Source organism: Ruminococcus sp. HUN007 (assembly GCF_000712055.1).
Taxonomy (GTDB): domain Bacteria; phylum Bacillota; class Clostridia; order Oscillospirales; family Ruminococcaceae; genus HUN007.
The window spans coordinates 736,515-759,602 of the sequence record NZ_JOOA01000001.1 but is presented as its reverse complement, the minus strand read 5'-3'; the positions used below and the strand labels follow the sequence as shown (position 1 = coordinate 759,602).

Genomic DNA, 23,088 nt, shown 5'->3' with positions numbered 1-23,088 from the left:
CGAAAAAAAGCACTGACCTTTGTTCGATCAGTGCTTCGTGTATTTTTTAGGAAAACGCTGATTTATTCATAAATCAGCGTGAGGCTTCGTGGCGAAGCCGTGTAAATTCCCGATTTAATCAGTGTTTCTTTAGAAAATATCCTACGTAGAATCTGCTGTCCTTGTCGTATGAGAACAGAGAGGACAGGTTTTCGTAAATACCGCGCTGTACAGTTGTTGTACCTCTGTTGAGGTAGTTGTTGGAAGGAGTGTGGTCGCTGTGTCTGTTAAACGTCTGTATTTCCTGACCGTCATAGGTACATGCGAAAGTATGTATAGCCTGATGGAAAGTGGAGAACTTGTATGAAATTACAGCACACAGTGAGTTCCTGATGAGGTCATCGCACTTTAATACGTTTCCGTCAGTCTTTTTATCCTTTGAAGGAGTTTTGTCCTTGCTGTGGACGGTTTCAAACTTTATGTTGTGACCTTCGAGACAGCTTGCGATCCTGTCAGGATCTCCGCCCCATCCGCCGTCTTTTGTGCTTATTGATGAGAGCTTCTTTATGCCGAAGGCTGAACCGGTGCTGACTATGAGCTTCTTTAATGAATTTTTGTAAAGACCGCTGAGTTCGAATTCAAGAGAGAGCTTGAAAAAGTCGAGGTTCATTTCATCAAAATCGCCGCTGGCAAGACGTATCGCATTGCATACAGCAATTACTTCACAGGCAACGTCGTTCATGTAAACATCGGCGTAGCGCAGCTGACTGAAATTACCGCCTGCCTGGTTTACGATAAGGCCGACATTGTTGTACATCAAAGCGTTTTCCGTGGAGATGTTGAGACGTATGTTGCTGTAGTAGTTGTTGAGCGCACGTCCCACGTCACTGTCAGTGGAATAGCTCCATCCGAGATACTGCATGCACGCAAGACCGAAAGTCACCCAGTCGGAAAGAGGGCAGAGTGCAAGGTTGGTGCTTTTGTCCGAACCCTTGACTGCAATTACGGAATACTTGTCCCAGCCGATGTAAACATGGTTTCCGCTGTATTTTCTCTCAGAGCGGATACAGATGCCGTCGGTCTGGTTGTTTTCGTTGATGTGCGGAAGAATGTCCCAGAGCTGATCGGCTCTGTTCTGGTAACGCTCGAGTGTAATAAAGAATTTGCCGGGTTCATTTGAGTTTCTCAGTGTGATGACCATTGAAGGATCATCAGCTGTGCAGATAACATATCCGGATTCTTTCCAGCGGAACAGAAATTTAGTTTTCTGAAAAGCGTCGTAAGTCAGGACTTCTTCTCCTGTTTTTATAAACCTGTTGTATTCTCCATCCTGTAATGCTCCTATGTAGTAGATCTCTTTATCGAGAAATGAAAAGAAATCATTTGAAGGAAGCGGAATATTATTAGGATTGAATTCGGGTGTTTCAAATTTGTTCATTAAATGACATTCCTCTGAATATAAAAAGTGTGTGTTATTTGTATGTATATTTTCAGCCTTTGACCTGATATTAACAACTATATTATACTACATTTATTTACACTTTTCAATAATTTTTCAGATTGTTTATGTGTTAATTCCCGGCGTCCGGCATGATCAGTATCGTCTTATAAAAAAAATAGATAATATGCTCAAAAAGTACGGTATAATTATTACATATTTCATAAATAAAAATAGTCCGGAGTACTTTAAAACTTCCGCAGAATATGGTATAATAATATCAGATAAATATGTCTGTACCCACTGCAGGCAAATCTTAAAGAGAAAAGAGTGATATTTATGGCTGAAAAGACAGAGAAGATAATTAATGTAGATAATTCTGATCAGATACAGGAACTGCTCGGGAACTGTGATTCCAATCTTGATTCGATCCAGAAAAAGTACGGAGTTGTAATTATTAGCCGCGGTAACAACATCAAGATAATCGGTTCTGAAGAAAATACTTCCGAAGCTGAAAAGGCCATAAGGGCACTTCTTGAATACGCAGGCAAGGGCGAAAACCTCAATGACCAGTCTGTCCGTTACGTGACAAACATGGTTTCATCAGGCGCTGAAAAGGAACTCAAGGAACTGGTCGGCGACAGCCTCTGTATTACCACGAGCGGAAAGGTGGTCAGACCTAAAACTGTAGGTCAGCAGAAGTATGTTGATGCCATCAGAAAAAAATACCATTGTCATCGGAATCGGACCTGCAGGTACCGGTAAGACCTATCTGGCCGTTGCAATGGCTGTCAGGGCTTTCAAGGCACACGAGATCACAAAGATCATCCTCACCCGTCCGGCTGTTGAAGCTGGTGAGAGCCTCGGATTCCTTCCGGGCGATCTTCAGGACAAGGTCGATCCTTACTTAAGACCGCTTTATGACGGACTTTTCGATATGATGGGAGCGGAAGCATTCCAGAAGCACATGGAAAAGGGAACGATCGAAGTTGCTCCTCTTGCGTACATGAGAGGACGTACTCTTGATGATGCGTTCATCATCCTTGATGAAGCACAGAACACAACATCTGAACAGATCAAGATGTTCCTTACACGTCTAGGCACCAACAGCAAGATGGTCATTACAGGTGACGTTACCCAGATAGACCTTCCGGCAAGCAAAAAATCCGGACTTGTTGAGGTAACAAAGGTCCTTAAAAATGTCGATGACATTTCTATTCAGAAGTTCTCTGACAAGGACGTTGTAAGACATAAGCTCGTTCAGGACATTATCAAAGCATACGAGAAATATTTTGAAGAAGGGAAGAAAAAATAAATCATGTCAAAGCTTAAGGTTTACATAAAGAATTCTCAGTCAGAGGTGAAGGTACCGGTCGGTATAAGACTTCTTATCAGACGCTGCTGCCAGGCTGTACTCATCACTGAAAATTTCAAGAGAGATACTGAGGTAAGTGTTTCCTTTATCAACAACAAGGAGATCAGAAACTTAAACAGGATCTACAGGGACAAGGACAAGTCAACTGACGTTCTTTCATTCCCTCTTGGTGAAAACGGAAACTACGACATCAATCAGGAAAACGGGTATGTAATGCTCGGCGACATCGTTATCTCACTTGAAACTGCCATCAAGCAGGCTGAGAATTTCGGCCACTCACTTGAAAGAGAGATCGGCTTCCTTACAGTTCATTCAATGCTCCATCTTCTCGGATATGATCATGAAACAAGCACACTTGAAGCAAGGATCATGAGAGAGAAGGAAGAAGCAGTCCTCGAAAAGCTCGGCATTTCAAGAGATGCCACATTCATTTCCAAGGCTGCTCAGTAAGGAAGGACATATTTAATGACAAAAACAGTTTTTATCACTATTGCAGGAAAGACAAATGCCGGCAAATCATCTCTTTTAAATGCGCTTATAGGTGAGAAGATCGCTTCCGTAAGCTGCAAGAGCCAGACCACCAGAACCAAGATAACCGGTGTTGTGAACATCGATGAAACACAGCTCGTTTTCATCGACACTCCGGGTCTTCACAAGGCGAAGAACAAGCTCAGCGAATACATGCTGAAGGCTGTCAGGGAAAGTGCTTCCGACATCGACGCAGTTTTCTTCATGGCCGACTGCACCAAAAAGATCGGTGATCAGGAAAGAGATATGCTTAAGTCCGTCGGAGCTTCAAAGACTCCGCTTGTGCTCCTGCTCAACAAGATAGATCTTCTTAAGGATAAAACTGTTCTTGCTCAGAAAATGGCTGAACTTGACGCGGAATTTAATCTGGATGCGATAATCCCGATAAGCGTTCTTGAAAACGACGGCCTTGATCTTGTACGTGAAAAGGCAATGTCGCTTGCTGTCGAAGGACCTCATTTCTTCCCGGATGACGCTATTACCGATCAGCCTGAAAAGATAATCGCCGGCGAGATAATCAGGGAAAAGCTGCTCGAACTGCTCGACGATGAAGTTCCTCACGGAATCGCAGTTGCAGTTGAAAGAATGAGAGAGCGTGACGATAAGGATCTTCTTGATATCGATGCCACCATATTCTGCGAACGTGAATCACACAAGGGAATAGTAATCGGTAAGGGCGGAAGAATGCTCAAAAAAGCCGCTACTTTATCCCGTGAGGAGCTTGAAGAATTTTTCCAGATAAAAGTTAATCTTCAGTGCTGGGTAAAGGTCAAGGAAGACTGGAGAAACCGGGATGCTATTATCAGATCTCTCGGACTTTCAGACCCTAATTACTGATACACCGATCAGCGTGTGTTCCGGTACGAAGCTGGATCTCAGCTTAACACTGTTTCATTAGGATGTGAACTTATGCTGACAAACGTAAACGGTCTTGTGATACGTGAACGCCAGTCCGGCGACAATGATAAATTTCTTGATATTCTGACAGAAACCAATGGAGTTGTGGAGGTTATGGCAAAGGGCGTGAAAAAATATTCATGTCCCTTCGCTGCAGCCTCGCAGCTCTATGCTTATTCTAAGTTCTGTCTTGTCCGGAAGCGTGACCGTTACTATATTGACAGTGCTGAGACCATCAGAATATTCTATGCGGTAAGAGAGAAACTCGAATGGTTCTCTCTCGTTTCATATTTTTCGGAAGTTATCTCTTTCTGTCAGTTTCCCGATGAGGAGAACAGCCGGACGGTTTTAAGGCTGTTTTTAAATATTCTTCACTTTCTTACCGAAGGCGGGAGGGAAGAAGCACTTCTGAAATCCATTTTCGAATTCAGACTCATGTCCGAGACCGGACACATGCCGGCTGTTGCAGGCTGCTGCGTGTGCAATACATACCAGACCGAAAAAATGTATTTTGGAGTCGGGAGCGGAAACCTTTACTGTGAAAACTGTTTTCTGTCTGTACGTAACAGTGATGCGGTGTGTATTGGTCCTTCTGTGCTTCATGCGATAAGACATATAGTTCTGACTGATTTTGACAGGCTTTTTAAGTTTAAGCTTACCGGAGAGAGCATGAAACAGCTTTCCGCGATATCAGAAAAATATCTGCTTGCCCATCTTGGAAGAAGCAGATTCAGAACACTTGATTTCTACAATTCATTAGTGTAAGTTATCCGCAGATCGTGTCCCGGACGGGATGTGATCTGCGGATGCGGGTTATCACGGAATAATTCCGCAGACTGCACGTAAAATAAAAGAGAGATAAAAAATGGATAAATACTACAAAACACTTGAACTTCAGAAAGTTCTTGAAATGCTGGCGGCACACACTTCAAACGCAGCTACCAGACAGATGGCTCTTGATATAAGGCCGTCTTCTGACTGTGAGGAAGTTAAGCGTGAAATAGAAAAGGTGTCACAGGCTTTTGAACTTTCCGTACGTTTCGGAACACCTCCGTTTTCGGACTTTCATGACGTTAACGGACATTTGAGAAGAGCAAAGTCAGGAGGAAGACTGTCACTCAAGGATCTTCTTGAAGTGCTTGCGGTCTTAAAGCAGATAAAGTCACTTCATGACTGGTACAAGCACTGCGAGGACACGGAAACGGAACTTGACTATCTTTTCAACAATCTTATTCCTAACGATGCGCTTCTTATGAAGCTTGAAAATTCCATTCTTTCAGAAGAGGAACTTTCAGACGGTGCAAGTTCGGAACTTGCGTCGATAAGAAGAAAGATAAGACAGACCGGCGCGAAACTCCGTTCAACACTCGACAAAATGGTTAAGTCATCATCAATGCAGAAGTGTCTTCAGGACGCTGTTGTCACTATGCGTGACGGACGTTACGTTCTTCCGGTAAAATCAGAATACAAGGGTGCCGTTCCGGGACTTGTACACGACACTTCAGCAACGGGACAGACGTACTTTATCGAGCCAATGTCCATTGTTGACTGCAATAATGATATACGCATTCTGGAAAGTCAGGAGCAGGAGGAGATCGACAGGATCATCCGTGCCCTCACTGCCGAGTGCGCATTAAGTGCTGACAGCATTTCAGAAGGATGGAGAGTCTGTACAATACTGAACCTTTATTTTGCAAAGTCTAACTTTGCGGCAAAGATAAAGGCAACTGCACCAGTCATTTCAGATGACGGCGTTATTGAGCTTAAGAAGGCGAGACATCCTCTTATCGACCCTGAAAAGGTCGTTCCTGTAGATATTTCAATAGGTGAGGAATATAATGCCCTTATCATTACCGGTCCGAATACAGGCGGTAAGACTGTCTCACTCAAGACTACAGGCCTTCTTGTGCTTATGACCATGTGCGGACTTCTTATCCCGTGTGCTGACGGCAGCCGTATATCTGTATTCGACAACATACTCGTTGACATCGGTGACAACCAGAGTATCGAGATGAATCTTTCCACTTTCTCGTCTCACATCAATCAGGTCATCGATATTATCTCAAAGGCTGACGAAAGGTCACTTATACTTCTTGACGAACTTGGTTCCGGTACTGATCCGGTCGAGGGTGCGGCTCTTGCTGTGTCTGTAATAGAGCGCCTTAAGTCAAGCGGTGCGAAGCTTATGGTGACTACGCACTATCAGGAACTCAAGATCTATGCTATCGAGTCGGAGGATACGCTGAACGCATCCTGCGAATTCAATATCGAAACTCTTAAGCCGACTTACAAGCTCATTATGGGTTCACCGGGTAAGTCGAACGCCTTTGCTATCTGTCAGAGCCTTGGCATGCCTTCGGACGTTATCGATGAGGCGAAGTCTCTGGTAAGTACGGAAAACATGCGCTTTGAAAAGGTCATTGAAAACCTTGAAGCCGCAAGGGCGGAACTTGAAAAACAGAATGCCGAGCTTGAAAGATTAAGACGCGAAGCGGAGGAAAACGCTGAAAAGCTCCGCAGTGAACTGAAGGAACTCGAGGACAGAAAGGAAGCTGAGCTTGACAAGGCAAGAAGCATTTCCATGAACATCATCGAGAACACCAAGGCGAAGTCAAACGAGCTTCTTGATGAGCTTCAGTCGATCAAAAAGCAGAAGAGCAAGGCAAAGTTTGAAAACATGGTATCTGATGCTGAACGTATCAGCAAAAAGAGCCTTAACAATATGTACGACAATGCAAACCCTGTTGTTAAGAAAAAACAGACGGATGACTACAAGCTTCCGCGTGCTCTTAAGACAGGAGATTACGTATTCATACCGTCGATGAACAAGAACGGAACTGTTGTGACAAATCAGGACGCAAAGGGATTTGTCTTTGTTCAGTCGGGTATGATGAAGATGAAGATGAACATAACTGATCTTCGTCTCGCTGAAAAACCTAAGGAGCAGAAAAATAACAAGGCAAAGTTTACTCCGAAGAAGAACACGGCTTCACGCCAGGTGCAGCAGGAACTCGACATCCGTGGATTTGCTGCTGATGAGGGCGTAATGGAGCTTGACATGTTTATAAATCACGCCGTAATGACGGGACTTTCTCTGGTCACTGTTATTCACGGAAAGGGAACCGGCATTCTCAGAAATGCCGTGCATGCAAGACTTAAGAAAATGCCTGTTGTAAAAAGCTTCAGACTTGGTGTTTACGGTGAGGGCGAAGACGGTGTTACCATCGTTGAACTTAAACACTGAGGACGCACAAAAAGAAAAATGTGCACGGTGCAGGAACGTTCCTGCTTATTACCATCCTTCAGTACAACACTCTTAAAAAAGGATGATATAAAATGGTAGATATTTGTCTGGCAGGTACAGGCGGAATGATGCCGCTGCATAACAGGTGGCTTACCTGCTGCTATATGGAATACAACGGAAAGGCAATACTCATTGACTGCGGCGAGGGCACACAGATAGCTCTTGTCGAAGCTGACTGCAAGTTAAGCAAGCTGGAAACTCTGCTTATCACGCACTTCCATGCTGATCATGTTTCCGGACTCCCGGGACTTCTTCTTTCCCTTGGCAACTATTCCAAAACAACACCGCTTAAAATTTACGGACCGAAGGGAACCACGGAGATCGTAAACAGTCTCAGGTGTATCTGTGGGAAACTCCCTTACGAACTGATAATAACAGAATTTCCGACAAACGAAGTTACGGATTTCAAAGTGCCTGAAATAGATGATATGATATCTGTAAGGGCATTTCCGTTAAAACACAGTGTTCCGTGTCTCGGATACTCATTCGTATTTTCAAGAAAACCTGTTTTCAATCCGCAGAAAGCAGAAAGTCTCGGACTTCCGAAACCAATGTGGAAGGTGCTCCACGGCGGCGGAACGGTTGAGTTTGAAGGAAAGACATACACAACGGAAATGGTCACTGACGGCGAAAGAAAGCCGGTCAAGGTGACATACGCAACAGATTCAAGGCCAATCGATACGATAGCTGACGAGGCCTTCAGAGCAGATCTTTTCATCTGCGAGGGAATGTACGGCGACGACGAACACGAACAGAGCATGAAGGAAAAGGGCCACATGCTCATTTCCGACGCCGTAAGACTGGCCGAATTAGCTGAAGCCGAACGCCTCTGGTTCACCCACTACAGCCCCGCAATGACCAACCCGTCAGCTTACGAAAAGGGGATCAAAAAACGCTTCCCGGCCGCTGTAATAAGTACCGACGGCCAGAAGATAACACTTTGATCATTATAAGGAGATATGAGCAATGAGCGTAAAATTTCATTTACCGGATTTTTCGAGACTTTCAAAATTCAACATGGTATTCCTTGCAATGCTTGAAAACAGCCCTGAGTTTTTCAGGGAGGGCGTTGAGATCGCCTCCTTCTACGGTGTGTTTCCTCCGGCCGTCTGGAACGGCGGAAGAGTAATGCCGGGTAACTGCGACAAGCAGTTTGTCAGAGGAATACTTAAATATTTTAACGACAAGGGCATCCCGCTTCGCTTTACCTTTACCAATCCGATGATCGAGGAAAAGCATCTTTCTGACCCTTTCTGCAACATGATCCTTTCATACGCAAACAACGGAATGAACGGATGTATCGTTGCCTCAGATCTTCTTGAAGACTACATAAGAAAGAACTATCCGAAAATGAAGATCACAAGCTCAACATGCAAGCGTATAACAGACCCGGAAAAGCTTAATAACGAGCTGGACAGGGACTATCACCTTGTAGTCCTTGACTATGATTTCAACAACCGTTTCGACGTTCTAGAAAAAATAGAAAACAAGGATAAGTGCGAGATACTTGTAAACCCGTGCTGCGTTCCTGCCTGTAAGAACAGGTCCGACCACTACAAAGTGATCGGCCTTGAACAGATAGCGATCAACGAACACATGAAGAAAAATCCTGCAAACGTTCCTTACGATCCGGACAAATTTGCAAGGCAGCATTCCGAATACAAGGCAGCTCTGGAATGTACCTGCGAACACAGAACGATCTTTGAAATCAAAGACCTTCCGACACACATCTCACCGGACGACATCTGGAACAAATACGTGCCGATGGGATTTTCAAACTTCAAGATCGAAGGACGTACTTTCGATCTTTTCAATCTCATGGAACATTATCTCTACTACATGATAAAACCCGAATGCCGCGACAATGCCCGCCTCGTATTCCTGCGTAACTTAAGACGCAACGGCGTTATCATGGTAAACGGCTGACAGAATCGGTATGCCTTCGGCATGCTATAGAAAAACCGGACACCTTAGCAGGCGTCCGGTTTGTTCTTACGGAACAAAATTAATGTATAATAAAATAGAATTTGACATACTAAAACATTTGAAATATAATAATAGAAGTAGCTTATAATAATAGTTAATTTTTGGAGAATAATATGTTAATTGATTTTCGTTTTTGTAACAGTCGCTCGTTTTATGAAGAAACTGAGCTTTCTATGCGAGCAACTGATGATGATACGTTTAGTGAACTCAATACTTTTAATGTAGGTGAAAAAATACTTCCTGAGGATGACAACGAACTTATTAAATCTGCTGTTATTTTCGGTGGGAATGCGTCCGGTAAAACAAATGTGCTGAAAGCTTTTGCGTATATGTCGAATTTTGTGCGTCTTTCATCTGCTCATGTATTAATGCCAAATGAAAGCTTTGCTTTTAAAACTGACGCGGACAAAGAAAATAGTTTCTATGAGGTTGAGATTATTCAGAATGGTATTTATTATAAGTATGGTTTTAAACTTAATAACGGCATTGTAAAACATGAATGGCTTTATAAGCGTGAAGAAACACTTGCTAAGGTTTTTGAGAGGAAAAACGAAAAACTTGAAATAGACGGAGTTTCCGAAGAATCCATTAATCTGATTAAAGTTCCTGACAATACATTATTTCTTTCAATCGGTAATAATTTTAATTTATCTGTAAATAAATATCTTTCAGAGGTTATGAACTGGTTTTTAAATGTATTAATTGTATTTGAAAATTCATACAACTCGCTTGATATTTATAATATGGAAAATTATAAATATAAAATTCAGGCTCTGGAGATCCTGAATAAGGCGGATATTGGAATAACAGATTTCGAAATAATAAAAGATAAAATTGCAACATCTTCTGATCGGGACAGTTTAACAAAGCTCAATATTAAACTTCAGTCTGATCCTTCTGTTATCGCTGGACAGTTAAAAGCTGAATTAGAAAGCTTGTATAAAATTGATATGAAAACATATTTCAATGTTTTCGATAATGAAGACAATATTGTAGATAAAAAAGAGGTAATGCTTTTTAAGGATAATGGATTTAATTCAGAAGGAACAGTTCGCTTAATTTGTTATTTAGGATGGATATTAGCGGCGTTGGATCAGGGAAGAGTAGTTTTTATTGATGAAATAGATTCAAAACTACATTTTCTGGTCGTTGATTATCTGCTTAAATTATTTAATTCTATAGAACATAACCCGAAAAATGCTCAAATAATTTGTACTGCGCACAATGTTTTGTTAATGGACGAAAACTTCCGACGTGACCAGATCTATTTTACAAGTAAGGATCATAGAGGAAGAAGTTCTCTTGTTTCTTTAGCGGATTATACCGGAGTAAGTAAAAATGACTTATTCAGCAAGAAGTATCTTGCTGGTTTTTACGCATCTCTGCCGAATTTCAGCAGGGAGAAAGGTGAGGAGTAATGGCTAGAAAAACAAAGGGACTAAAGCAAAGAGACACATTTGTAATATTTACAAATGGCAAGGAAACTGAGAAGAATTATTTTACAGAGCTCAGAGATTACAGGCATTCCATATATGACATAAAAATCAAGTTTGAAAGTGCGGATCCGAAAGGATTGCTGTTAAGAGCGATAAAAGAACTGAAAACTGCTAATGCGAATAAAGTATGGATAGTTTTTGATAAAGATGAATTTCCGGATGATACAATATATGAGACTATTAAAATGGCAAGACAATATGATATCGGAATAGCTTTTTCAAATATCGCTTTTGAAGTCTGGCTTATTTCTCATTTCAAGAAATTCAATGCCGAAAAGAAGGCAAAAGAACTGCTTTCAGAACTGGATTCTATTCTTAAAGAAAACGGTTATCGGAAAGGGTATGAAAAAAACGATTCTGAAGTATTCAAAAAAGTACTGTTTCCAAAACTGGAAGATGCAATGCATAATGCAAATATTTCTTTACAAAAAAGAATCGCAGAATTCAATGAAGTTCGGCCGAATGAAAAGAGCTACCCGTATTGCGACTGGAATTCATGTACCACTGTGCATAAACTCATAGAAGATTTAAAAATTGAAATTTAATATTTATTTAAAGTAAAAATACTCCCACGTGATTTTTGTTACGTGGGAGTATTTTTTATAGCCGTTGGATTATTATCGCTTATTTAGGAAAACGCTGATTTATTCATAAATAAGCGTGGGGGTTCGGGACGAAGCCCCGTAAAATCACACCTTTGGAAATCCGGCAAAGCCGGATTTCCGATTTAATCAGTGTTTCCTTAGTTTTCGTAAAATGTCGTATTTTGCGAAAAGAAGCGCATAGCTCAGACTGCCATTTTCAGCCTGTTCATGTATTCCGCCTTCTGGTCAAAAGATGTATGAACATATAGATTCATGGTGATCTCAATACTGCTGTGACCGAGGATCTCGCTTAGTGATTTCATGTCAAAGCCGAGAGCTATACACTTGCTGGCAAAGCTGTGACGAAGGGAATGAAAGTGTACTGACGGCAGATCTGCGTTTTTAAGAATGCGTGCGAAACGGTACTGCATTGTACGCGGTTCGACAGGTTTTCTGTTTCCGGACAAAACAAAATCCTCCGCGTCAGACTGAAATTCGCGGAGGAATGAAAAAATTGAATCCGGAAATGGAATAGTGCGAAATGAAGAACGACTCTTGGGGTCTGTGATTATAAGTTTTGTTTTTCTGTTACCGTTTATGCATTTTATACGCTGTATTGTTTTGCTGACGGTAATTATCCGTTTGTCAAAGTCAATGTCTTTCCACTTCAGCGCACAGATCTCACCGATCCTTAAACCTGTAAACATTGCAAGAGTAACAGCAAGCGTAACAAGCGAATGATTTTCTGAAATATATTTTTTCAGTGCGGATTCTTCTGAAGAGGACAATCTCATGATCTCGGTTTTATATTTTTTCGGCATTACAATATCTTTCATGGGATTCCGGCACTGATAATGCGTCTCACCGTACCGCATCACAGATTTCATAAGGACTATGATATCTGATATATAGCGGTTGGAAAACCCGGATTTCTGCCTGTCTGAGATAAATTCATAGATCATTTCGGAAGTGATCTCATAAAGATAAAGGCTGCCAAACACAGGTAGTATGTGCTTGTCAGCCTTCATCTGATAATTCGCAGCAGTTGATTCCTTAATTCGTCGTCTGCGGTTTTCTATCCATTCTGAGCAGAGTTCACTGAAAGTTAATGAAATTTCTTCATTAAAAGATTTTTCTGATTCGTATTCGAGCATCATCATTGCAACTTCTTCACGGCTTCTTCCGTAAAAAGATTTATACGTTCTCTGAGTTTTTTTATCAGAGTTGACATAAATGCGCCCTTCCCACCTTCCGTCTTTGCGACGATATATGTTAAACTGTGTCATAATATTTGGCCTCCGTAGCTGTATTTTAATAAACAATCACCAAACCGTGTGAATATTATCAAAATTATAGTATTTCTGAACTTGACTTTGTGAGCAGTATGTGATAGAATAGGTACTATCAATGAAAGACAACTGATATTAATAATAACACAGCAAGTTTATTTTCGCAAAATACGACATTTTACGAAGAGGGGGTTAAGCGCTATGGCAATGGAACTATACAGTCACAACAGGATCGCATATGAAAAAGCTGTCGCCATGCTTGCTTCGACCGGAAAGGCTGCTGTTATTCATCCTACCGGAACGGGAAAGTCTTTTATAGGCTTTAAGCTCTGTGAAGACCACCCTGATGAAACTGTTCTATGGCTGTCGCCTTCGGAATACATTTTCCGTACACAGCTTGAAAACTGGAAAGATGCAGGCGGTGGAGAACTTAAAAATATAGTTTTTCTGACTTATGCCAAACTCATGCAGATGGATGAAACAGAGATCTCTGAAATTCATCCGTCGTACATAATATACGACGAATACCACAGAGCAGGAGCTGAGTGCTGGGGGCAGGGAATTAAACGTCTCCGTGAGCAGTACAGTGAAGTTCCTCTTCTCGGACTTTCAGCTACGAACATCCGCTACCTTGATAATCAGCGCGATATGGCAGCTGAACTTTTCGAAGGAAACATCGCTTCTGAAATGACGCTCGGTGAATCGATCGTCCGCGGTATTCTTAATCCGCCTAAATACGTTCTCTCAGTTTTCTCATATGAAAATGATCTAGTGAAATATGAGGAAAAAGTAAAGAAGGCAAAAAGCAAAGCCGTCCGCGATGAGGCAACAGTTTATCTGGATGCGCTTCGCCGGACACTTGAAAATGCAGACGGACTTGATAAGATCTTTGACAGACACATGACAGACCGTCATGGAAAATACATAGTCTTTACTCCGAATTACGAATCCATGCAGGATTATATGAACCTTGCGGAAGACTGGCTCGGAAAGATAGACGGTGACATGCACATCTATTCAGTTTATTCCGACGATCCTTCCGCCAGCAGAGCGTTTAAGGACTTCAAGGCAGATGATTCTGATCATCTCAGACTTCTGTACTGTATAGATGCCCTTAACGAGGGTGTTCATGTTGAAGATATTTCAGGTGTGATACTTTTAAGGCCGACTGTCTCGCCGATAATCTACAAGCAGCAGATAGGCCGTGCACTTTCGGCATCGCGTTCATGCGACCCGGTCATTTTCGATATTGTAAACAATATTGAAAACCTGTACAGCATTGACACTGTAAAGGAAGAAATGCGCAATGCACTTTGCTATTACCGTTCACACGACGGTGAAAGCCTTATTATAAACGACACTTTCGAGGTCATCGACCGTCTGGCAGAATGCCGCGAACTGTTCGAAAGCCTTGAAGGATGTCTGTCAGCTTCATGGAACTGCATGTACGCTGTCGCAGAAAAGTACTTTAACGAAAACGGCTCACTTGAAATGCCGAAGGGTTATCGTACCGAAGAAGGATATTCACTCTGGGCATGGCTTCAGACACAGCGGAGAGTACGCGCAGGCAGGGCAAACGGTATACTTACCGACGAGCAGATAACGAAACTCGACCGTCTCGGCATGAGGTGGGAGAGTGCAAAAGATGCTTCATGGAACAGATACTTTACCGCTGCCAAGGAGTATTTTGAAGCTCATAACGACCTGCGACCGTCAGCCACTTATGTTGACGAAAACGGCGTACGATTAGGTGCATGGCTTGCACAGCTTCGCACTGCACGCAAGGCCGGAATAAACAGCAGTTATCTCACATCGGAACACATCGCCGAACTTGATAAGCTCGGTATGGTCTGGGACGTATATGATTTTGTGTTCGAACGCAACTATCATGCAGCAGTTGAGTATTACCGCAGACACGGTGATCTTAAATGCAAGTCGGATTACGTTGATGAAAACGGCATACGACTTGGAGCATGGCTTTGCAATCTGAGAACACAGTATCAGAAACGCGGCAGGAACATGCTGACCGAAGAGCAGTTTGAAATGCTCGATTCTATCGGTATGTACTGGGGAAGCAAGTTCGATATTCAGTGGGACAGCAATTATGAATGTCTCGCTTCCTATCTGAAAAAGACGGGTAACAAAAATGTACCGTCAGCACTCAAAGAAGGAAACGTCTCACTTGGCCGCTGGTTCCGCCTTCAGAAAGAACTCTACAGTCGCGGTGAACTCCGTGACGACAGAACAGAGCGTTTACTCGCTCTCGGTCTCGATCTTAAGACCGAAGATGCCTGGGAAACAAAGTTCAGGCTTACAAAAGAATACAGCGAGAGCCACGGTGGAAGTCTTAAAGTTCCGGCCGATCTGATAATAGACGGTGTATGGCTCAACAAATGGATAAACGAGCAGCGTCTCGCAGGCGAGGGCAAGAGGAAGAAGAAACTTACCGAAGACCAGAGACGCAGGCTTGAATCGATAGGTATGGTATTCCGTACTTAAAAGGAGATCACTGCAGAAGAGCAGTGAAGATGTGGTAAACAGCTAAGGGATGAAAAGAGCCGTTACAGATATGGTGCTAAAATCTGATTAAAATGATTGAAAATCATTTTAATAGCGCCACAGGCGCGTAGATTTTGTACTTATACGGGATTTCGCTTTCAGCGAAATCGATTTGCACAGCAAATCATATCTGATCAATTTTTTTGATCAGATAAGTATAAGAAAACGGCGTTGGAAGATTGTGATTTAGGAGGGGTCATTATGCAAGCAGCTGAATTGATTCAGGAGGTCACTATGCAGGCAACTGTTAGAAAGAATGAAGAGCGTCTGCTGTCTGAAGACGAAGTTACAAATAGTTTTATAAAATCAATAGAAGTTTACGGTGATCAGAAGCCAACACTTCCGGGTAAGGGAGAAAAGATCGGCGTTACTGATTATCCAATCCTTGAATTTGATGAACGTGCTCTTCGCCTTTTACACGAGGGCGTATCGGAGACTCTTACTCACAGCAAGGTAAAGCCTGCCGGCGGCAAAGGATATGAAATATTCAAGCGTGCATTTGACATAGTAGCATCTGCATGTGCTCTGACGGTACTTGCAGTGCCGATAGGAATCGTTGCGCTTATGATCTATGCAGATGACAAGGGTAATCCGTTCTTTTCTCAGGTAAGACTCACCAAGGACGGCAAGCCTTTCAAGATGTACAAGCTCCGTACCATGTGTATGGATGCTGAAAAGCGCTTTGCCGAGGTGCAGAAGGAGAACCAGACTGACGGTCTCGCTTTCAAGAGCGATAACGATCCGCGAGTTACCAAGCTCGGCAGTATTTTAAGGAAGCTCTCCATTGATGAGTTACCACAGTTTTATAATACTCTGAAAGGTGACATGAGCATCATCGGACCGCGTCCGCCGCTACCGAGAGAAGTTGTGCTTTATACTCCTGAACAGATGGACAGATTGCTTGTCAAGGGCGGTCTTTCATGCATTTGTCAGACTGAAGGAAGAAGTGATATGGAGTTTGACAAGTGGGTTGAGGGGGATGTGAAGTATATTAAGAGCAGAAGTGCATTTATGGATGTTAAGCTGATGTTCAAGACGGTAAGTGCTGTACTTATGAGAAAAGGCGCAAAGTAATTATTTTATTGATTGTTCTAGATAGACAATGCGCAAGCATTGTCTATTACTATGATATGAAAGGTTAAAGGAAACAGTAGAATGAATTTTATCATTTTTGGTGGTTCCGGTTTTATTGGAACCCATCTTATAAAGTTATTGAAAGATGAAGTAGTTAAAGGCGGAGATAATATATATGATCTTGATATTGTTATGCCGGGCGAAGAGGGTGTAGTACCTGGAGTAGTTGAGAATATTGAAGGTGTAAACTACATTCGTCTTGACGTAAGAAAGAAAATTGAATTTGATTTCACTCCTACCAAAGATGATATTATTTTTAATCTTGCTGCGGTACACAGAACACCTGGACACCCTGATAAGGAATATTTCCAGACAAATATTCTTGGTGCTGAAACAGTTACTGCTTTTGCAGAGAAACATGGAATCAATAAAATTCTGTTTACTAGTTCAATTGCACCTTATGGTGCTGCAGAACAGTTAAAGAAGGAAACAACTGTTCCAACTCCGAATACACCTTATGGTATCAGTAAACTTGTTGCCGAAAAAATTCATATGATCTGGCAGGCAAAGGATTCTGAACGTGAACTTACGATTGTACGTCCAGGGGTTGTTTACGGTAAGGGTGAACACGGTAATTTCACAAGACTTTACTGGGGAATAAGAAAGAGATACTTCGTTTATACCGGAAGAAAAGATACTATCAAGGCATGCGTATATGTTAAGGAATTAGTACGCTTTATGAAGTATCGTATGATTGATAATGATTTCAAGGGTGTTGACATATTCAACTGTACTTTTGAACCAGCGTTTACAATTGAACAGATTTGTAATGCAATGATGAAGTGTACAAATATGGAAAGACATATCCCTCTTATCAACGGAAAGCTTCTTATGGGGACTGCTAAGGTCGTTGGTCCGCTTGGAGGAAAGAAAGTTGGTATTCATCCGGACAGAGTTAAAAAGCTTATGATTTCTACAAATATTTGTGGTGAAAAGCTTAAAAATTGCGGTTATCAGTTTCATTATACACTTGAAGAGTCAATTAAGGACTGGTATAAAGACTGTAATGGAGAGGGATTAAACTGATGGACAAAAAAGATATAGCGCTTATAGTAGCTACGCATAAGAATTACTGGATGCCAAAGGACGAAATGTATGTACCTCTCCACGTTGGAAGAGAAGGCAAAAATGATCTTGGATATATTGGCGATAATACAGGAGACAATATCAGCACTAAGAATGCCAACTACTGCGAACTTACAGGTTTGTATTGGGCATGGAAGAACCTTGATGCTGATTATTTAGGGCTTGTTCACTACAGAAGACATTTTACTGCAAAAGGTGCAAAGGGAACAAAGGAAGAGCGTGTTATTACTAAAGCACAGCTAAGCGAAATTCTTAAGAAAACTGATGTGATTTTACCTACACCACGTAATTACTATATAGAAACGAACTATTCTCAGTATGTACATGCTCATCATGCGGAAGATCTCGATACAACTCGTGCAATTATAAAAGAGAAGTATCCTGAATATTTAGCAGCTTATGATGCCAGCATGGAGAAAACATATGGTCATCGTTTCAATATGTTTATTATGAAGCGGGATAAGTTTGATGCTTATTGTGAATGGATGTTTGATATTCTCTTTGAACTGGAAAAGAGACTGGATATTTCAAATTACAATAAAAACGATTCAAGAGTATTTGGTTTTGTAAGTGAAAGATTACTCGATGTGTGGATCAATACTAACAAAATAAAATATGTTGATCAGCCTTACATTTTTATGGAAAAGCAGAATTGGTTTGTTAAAGGCGCAAATTTCATTAAGAGAAAAATTGGCGTGCAAGAAAAAAAGTAAGAAGGATGAATTAATTAATGTCATTAATCAGTGTAATTGTTCCAGTATATAAAGTTGAAAAATATTTGGATCGTTGTATTGATTCTATTGTAAATCAAACCTTTAAGGACATAGAAATAATATTGATTGATGATGGTTCACCTGATAATTGTTCAAAAATGTGTGATGAATGGGGTGAACGAGATAGTCGAATAGTTGTAATTCATCAGGAAAATCAGGGCTTAAGCGCCGCTAGAAATTCTGGAATTAGAATTGCTAAAGGCGATTATTTCACTTTTGTTGATAGTGACGACTGGATTAGTCCAACTATGATAAGTGACTTATATGAAATAATTAATAAACATGATGCAGATATTTCAATATGTAATTTTATTAGAACTGATAGAAAGATGAATAAAGAGGATAGTGAAGATTCAAAGGAATTAGTTTATTCGCAAGAAGAATTTATGAAACTTATAATGCGAATAAATGGAAATCGTTGCATTCATTATGCCTGGGGAAAATTATACAAAAGAAAAGTAATAGATTTTGATGAACATTATCCTGTCGGTATGCTTAATGAAGATGTAGAGGGTATGTTTAAAGCAGTAATCCAATCACAAAAGATAGTGGAAACAAATAAGATAGGGTATTATTACTTTAATAATACTGAGAGTATAAGCAGAACCAAATTTGGTATCAACTTCCTTTCATTACATGAAGTGTGGAATAGAATTCTTTCTTTAGCGGAGAGTAGAGCACCTCAGTATTATGACTATGTAAAATATAATTATATAAGATCTGATTTTACTATTCTTATGGATTATATATTATATGGCGATGAGCAAACGGATATCAAATATAATGATGAAAAGGAAATAATTCTTAAGAGATTAAAAAATAATATATGGATTCTATTCAAAAGTCCAATGAAAATGAATAGGAAAATAATGTTGATATTTATTGCGTATTTTTTCAATCCATTTAAGATGATTGTTCGAGTGATAAATAACAAAAGGAAATATTAAAATGATTAATGATATAAAAAGGATAGATTATTATTTCTTACTGATTATACCTTATATAGAACCTCAGTTATTTAAGACCGCTGGATTTGATGGTATTGATACAATATTCTTAGTATTGAAACTGATATGTGCTATGTTGATTTCAATTGAATATATAATTGTAAAAAAATTTAAAATTTCTAGAATTACAATATTAATGTTTATTAGTCAATCGGCTGTGGTTTTATCTACTATTCTGAATAATGGGTCAATGAAAAGATGTTTAGGTCCAGCTATTATTTCTATTGTGATGATTATGTTGGGAGAATTAGTATTTTCAACTTATTGGAAAAATTATTTAATTATACTTGAGAAATATCTGGATATATTGTTTTTGGTTCATTGTATTACATTGATATTGAGATTTTTAGGTGTAAATCCTTTTTATACTAATAGAGCTTCTTTTTTAGGAATAGAAAACAGATGGATTTACGTGTTCCTGCCTTGGGTTATAATTTCTTTTATAAATTCTTATGTAAAAATAGGAAAAATATCTTTCAAAGCTGTTATGACATATTTATGTTGTTTGTTTTGTTTGCTTATAACTTGGTCTGTTGGTGCATTTCTTTCGTTTATTATATTCCCGGTAATTATGTACCTATCAAGAAAGGTGCTTAGTAGAATAAATATTAAAACGTTTGTTTCTTTTGTTGCGTTTGGTGTATTTAACTATGTTTTGGTGACAGGTAAATTACTTAAATTTTTTGAGAACTTTATTGTTGGATATCTTCACAAAAGCATTACATTATCCGGAAGAGTTTATTTATGGGAAGTTGTGTTGAAATGTCTTTCAGAGAAGCCGTTACTTGGTGAAGGTGTGCATTCAACGAGCTACGATTTATTATACTTCTATCAACACTCTGGATGTATTCCTGGAACAGCAGTTAATCATCCACATAATCATTTGCTAAATATAGCTTTTCATGGTGGTTATTTTGCTTTAGTTTTTTTTTATGATTATAATGTTTACCGTTTGTGTTAGCATTGATAAGATTAAAGATAAGGTTATTAATTCAATAATGTTTGCTGGAGTCATTACAATCTTTTTTGCAGCATTGGTAGACACTTTAGATTTTTCAATGTTTTATTTTTTAATTCCGCTAACAGTATTCTTTGCACAAAGAACAGATAATGATATTTCAACAAGACTATTAATAGATGTTAGGACATAAAAAAAAATGAATAAACAAAAACGAGTATGTATAATATGTGAAACCCCTTTTCAAGTATTTAGTGCTATTCAATTAAAAAGTATGATTTCAGATAATCATATTGTAGATGTATTTATTGGTGAGGTATTCGTGAATGCCTCGATTATAGTTGAAAATGTTAAAAAAACAAGATTGTTTAATAATGTATTTTCTTATAAAATCGATAAGATGAATTTTGAAAATAAAATTAATGAGCTTTTTTTTCCTAATAAGTATATTCAGTATTTAGTTGGTAAAAGTATAACTCCGAATACTTATGATAAGATTTTCATTTCATCCACAACATATTTCGCTATGGCGATAGTTGCTGATAACAGGAGCGCTGATGTGATATATTTTGATGATGGTATTGGAAGTTATACTGGAAATATAGGTATTCAAAATATATCTCTAAAAAGAAAATTATGTTATAAATTATGTTTTAGAAATGTAAATCGATTTGAATATAAAGATATATACTTGTATTCTCCAAAATTAATTACTAAGCTTGATTATAATATAAAAATAAATAAAATTAAAATTTCAAATGATAAAGAAATAATTGCTACAGTAGAACAAGTGTTTAACTATTTTGATGACAAACTATACGAGAAGAAAATTATATATTTTGCTACTCCAAGTCAGGACTTTGGTAATAAACTTCAGGAAGAAAGAATAACTAAAGTTCTTGAGAATTATTCTGAAGATTGTATTGTACGATTACATCCTAGAGAAGTTAATCCGCAGATTTTTAATTTTGCAAGTATAGATAAAGGTGTGAATCTTTGGGAATTAACATCAATGAATAAAATATCGGATAATCATATATTAATCGGTATTTTTTCTACTGCTCAAGTAGTATCAAAACTTCTATTTAACAAAGAACCATGTGTTGTCTTTATGCATAAATTGTATAGAGATATTTTTAGCGACACACAACTCGTAAATATGGATTGCTTTGTGAAAAAATTACGAGAAAGTTATACAAATCCTTCTAAAATAATTGAAATAGAAGAAGTTAGTGATTTTGATTCGGCTATTAATGAATGTATGAGGATCATAAATGGATAACAATAGTAGTGAAGCGCTGAAATCTGGGATTTGGTATACTACTGCAAATTTCTTAACCAAAAGTATTGGGATAATAACAACTCCAATTTTTACGAGGTTATTAAGTAAATCAGATGTAGGTGCATTTGGAAATTATACTTCCTGGCTTGCCGTTTTTATTATTTTAATAACATTTAATCTGGAAAGTACTTTTATAAGTGCAAAATTCGATTTTGAAAAAGAGTTTGATTCTTATGTAAGCACTATGTTTTTATTCAGTGGTTGTTCATCGATTGCTTGGTTGATTATTTTCAATTTATTCTCATCTTTATTTGTTACTAAAATGCATTTAGATATAGTGTATATCAATTGTATGTGCATGTATTTGTTCTTCCTACCTGCAGTCAATTTATATCAAACAAAAGAACGATATAGATTCGGGTATAAGAAATCTGTTCTTATCAGTAGCCTGATAGCTATAGGAACAGCTCTTATTTCAGTTTTACTTGTTGTTTTCATGAGCAATAAGTTAGCTGGTAGAGTATGGGGAAGTGCAATTCCGACGATAATAATAGGATGCTTCTTAGTTATCTTACTTTTTAAAGCTGGGAATAAAATAAAAGTTGAATATATCAGGTATGCATTGCCAATATGCTTGCCTTTTATACCTCATCTTTTATCTATGACTTTTCTGAATTCACTTGATAAGATGATGATAACAGATATCAGGGGAGAAGAGGAGAATGCGTTATATTCAATAGCATATCAGTGTAGTTCAGTAGTAACCATTCTTGTTACATCTCTGAATACAGCTTATTCGCCATGGTTAGGTGAGAAGCTTCACGAAAAAGCATATACGGATATACGAACTTTTTCTAAAAAATATGTTCTTATTTTCTTATCTCTTGCAGTTGGAATAATGCTTATATCACCTGATATTATGATGATTATGGGTGGTAAGTCGTATATGGAAGCACAGTACGTAATGCCACCGGTTATGTTAGGTTGTGTCTGCCAGTTTATCTATACTATGTATGTGAATGTTGAGCAGTATCAAAAGAAAACAGTTGGTATGGCAATTGCAAGTGTTTCAGCAGCGATGCTGAATTATGTATTGAATTATCTTTTGATTCCTAAATATGGTTATATCGCAGCGGCATATACAACATTGATTAGCTTTTTATGGTTATTTATTATTCATATGATTTTAGTTCGTACTATTGGGTACAGTAAAGTATACGCTAACAAATATATTATTGGTATTGTAGGTGTTGCTTCTGTTATTACAGTACTTGTTAATTTATTGTATAGAAATACTATATTACGATATTCAATCGTTGTTTTGTATTGCATTACTTTGCTGTTTTTTATAGTTAAGAATAAAGATATCATAATGAGACTTCTGAAAAAGAAAGCTTAATTATTTGATTTTAA

The 23,088-nt window shown here is 39.1% G+C and carries 18 protein-coding genes and 1 pseudogene; 17 read left to right on the top strand and 2 right to left on the bottom strand.

The window, feature by feature from the left end; translation table 11 throughout:
* Positions 1–118: 118 nt before the first annotated feature.
* Positions 119–1,417, bottom strand: a complete 1,299-nt coding sequence (locus CC97_RS03280) for a hypothetical protein (protein ID WP_044973699.1) — start codon at positions 1,415–1,417, stop codon at positions 119–121.
* A 339-nt stretch (positions 1,418–1,756) separates the two neighbouring features.
* Here CC97_RS03280 and CC97_RS03275 point away from each other — a divergent pair.
* From CC97_RS03275 to CC97_RS03235, 9 genes and pseudogenes are all read left to right on the top strand, one after another.
* Positions 1,757–2,732: pseudogene (locus tag CC97_RS03275) on the top strand (PhoH family protein).
* A gap of 3 nt (positions 2,733–2,735) precedes the next feature.
* A complete protein-coding gene (gene ybeY, locus CC97_RS03270; RefSeq protein ID WP_044973698.1) occupies positions 2,736–3,242 on the top strand; it encodes an rRNA maturation RNase YbeY in 507 nt (168 codons plus the stop codon).
* Between the two features lie 15 nt (positions 3,243–3,257).
* Positions 3,258–4,157 carry a GTPase Era gene (gene era / locus CC97_RS03265; RefSeq protein WP_044973697.1) on the top strand — a complete coding sequence of 300 codons (900 nt, stop codon included), beginning with the start codon at positions 3,258–3,260 and terminating at the stop codon, positions 4,155–4,157.
* Between the two features lie 72 nt (positions 4,158–4,229).
* A complete protein-coding gene (gene recO / locus CC97_RS03260; protein WP_044973696.1) occupies positions 4,230–4,982 on the top strand; it encodes a DNA repair protein RecO in 753 nt (250 codons plus the stop codon).
* Between the two features lie 100 nt (positions 4,983–5,082).
* Entirely contained in the window at positions 5,083–7,461 is a 2,379-nt protein-coding gene (locus CC97_RS03255; protein ID WP_044973695.1) for an endonuclease MutS2, read from the top strand.
* A gap of 92 nt (positions 7,462–7,553) precedes the next feature.
* Entirely contained in the window at positions 7,554–8,465 is a 912-nt protein-coding gene (locus CC97_RS03250; protein ID WP_044973694.1) for a ribonuclease Z, read from the top strand.
* A gap of 22 nt (positions 8,466–8,487) precedes the next feature.
* Positions 8,488–9,447 carry a hypothetical protein gene (locus CC97_RS03245; RefSeq protein ID WP_044973693.1) on the top strand — a complete coding sequence of 320 codons (960 nt, stop codon included), beginning with the start codon at positions 8,488–8,490 and terminating at the stop codon, positions 9,445–9,447.
* Positions 9,448–9,620: 173 nt separating this feature from the next.
* Positions 9,621–10,925 (top strand): ATP-binding protein, encoded by a 1,305-nt coding sequence (locus CC97_RS03240; RefSeq protein WP_044973692.1) that lies wholly within the window; start codon positions 9,621–9,623, stop codon positions 10,923–10,925.
* Entirely contained in the window at positions 10,925–11,548 is a 624-nt protein-coding gene (locus CC97_RS03235; RefSeq protein WP_044973691.1) for an RloB family protein, read from the top strand. Before CC97_RS03240 ends, CC97_RS03235 begins: the two co-directional genes overlap by 1 nt.
* 242 nt (positions 11,549–11,790) lie before the next feature.
* On the opposite strand, the gene CC97_RS03230 is transcribed toward CC97_RS03235, so the two are convergent.
* Entirely contained in the window at positions 11,791–12,873 is a 1,083-nt protein-coding gene (locus CC97_RS03230) for a site-specific integrase (RefSeq protein ID WP_044973690.1), read from the bottom strand.
* Positions 12,874–13,077: 204 nt separating this feature from the next.
* Here CC97_RS03230 and CC97_RS03225 point away from each other — a divergent pair, with 204 nt between their 5' ends.
* The 8 genes from CC97_RS03225 (at position 13,078) to CC97_RS03190 (ending at position 23,074) form a co-directional block, all read left to right on the top strand.
* On the top strand, positions 13,078–15,375 hold the full coding sequence (locus CC97_RS03225) for a Helicase associated domain protein (RefSeq protein WP_044973689.1): 2,298 nt from the start codon (positions 13,078–13,080) through the stop codon (positions 15,373–15,375).
* Between the two features lie 294 nt (positions 15,376–15,669).
* Positions 15,670–16,509: a sugar transferase gene (locus CC97_RS03220; RefSeq protein WP_081849977.1), complete on the top strand. Its 840-nt coding sequence runs from the start codon at positions 15,670–15,672 to the stop codon at positions 16,507–16,509.
* Between the two features lie 81 nt (positions 16,510–16,590).
* Entirely contained in the window at positions 16,591–17,595 is a 1,005-nt protein-coding gene (locus CC97_RS03215) for an NAD(P)-dependent oxidoreductase (protein WP_044973688.1), read from the top strand.
* On the top strand, positions 17,595–18,368 hold the full coding sequence (locus CC97_RS03210; RefSeq protein WP_044973687.1) for a DUF4422 domain-containing protein: 774 nt from the start codon (positions 17,595–17,597) through the stop codon (positions 18,366–18,368). Before CC97_RS03215 ends, CC97_RS03210 begins: the two co-directional genes overlap by 1 nt.
* A 17-nt stretch (positions 18,369–18,385) precedes the next feature.
* Complete coding sequence (locus tag CC97_RS18530) at positions 18,386–19,375, top strand: glycosyltransferase (protein WP_049962657.1); 990 nt, start codon at positions 18,386–18,388, stop codon at positions 19,373–19,375.
* A gap of 1 nt (position 19,376) precedes the next feature.
* Positions 19,377–20,396, top strand: coding sequence for an O-antigen ligase family protein (locus CC97_RS03200; RefSeq protein ID WP_044973686.1), 1,020 nt, complete (start codon positions 19,377–19,379; stop codon positions 20,394–20,396).
* A 196-nt stretch (positions 20,397–20,592) separates the two neighbouring features.
* On the top strand, positions 20,593–21,675 hold the full coding sequence (locus CC97_RS03195) for a hypothetical protein (RefSeq protein ID WP_044973685.1): 1,083 nt from the start codon (positions 20,593–20,595) through the stop codon (positions 21,673–21,675).
* Positions 21,668–23,074 carry an oligosaccharide flippase family protein gene (locus CC97_RS03190; RefSeq protein WP_044973684.1) on the top strand — a complete coding sequence of 469 codons (1,407 nt, stop codon included), beginning with the start codon at positions 21,668–21,670 and terminating at the stop codon, positions 23,072–23,074. The genes CC97_RS03195 and CC97_RS03190 overlap by 8 nt, the downstream gene beginning before the upstream one ends.
* Positions 23,075–23,088 lie beyond the last annotated feature (14 nt).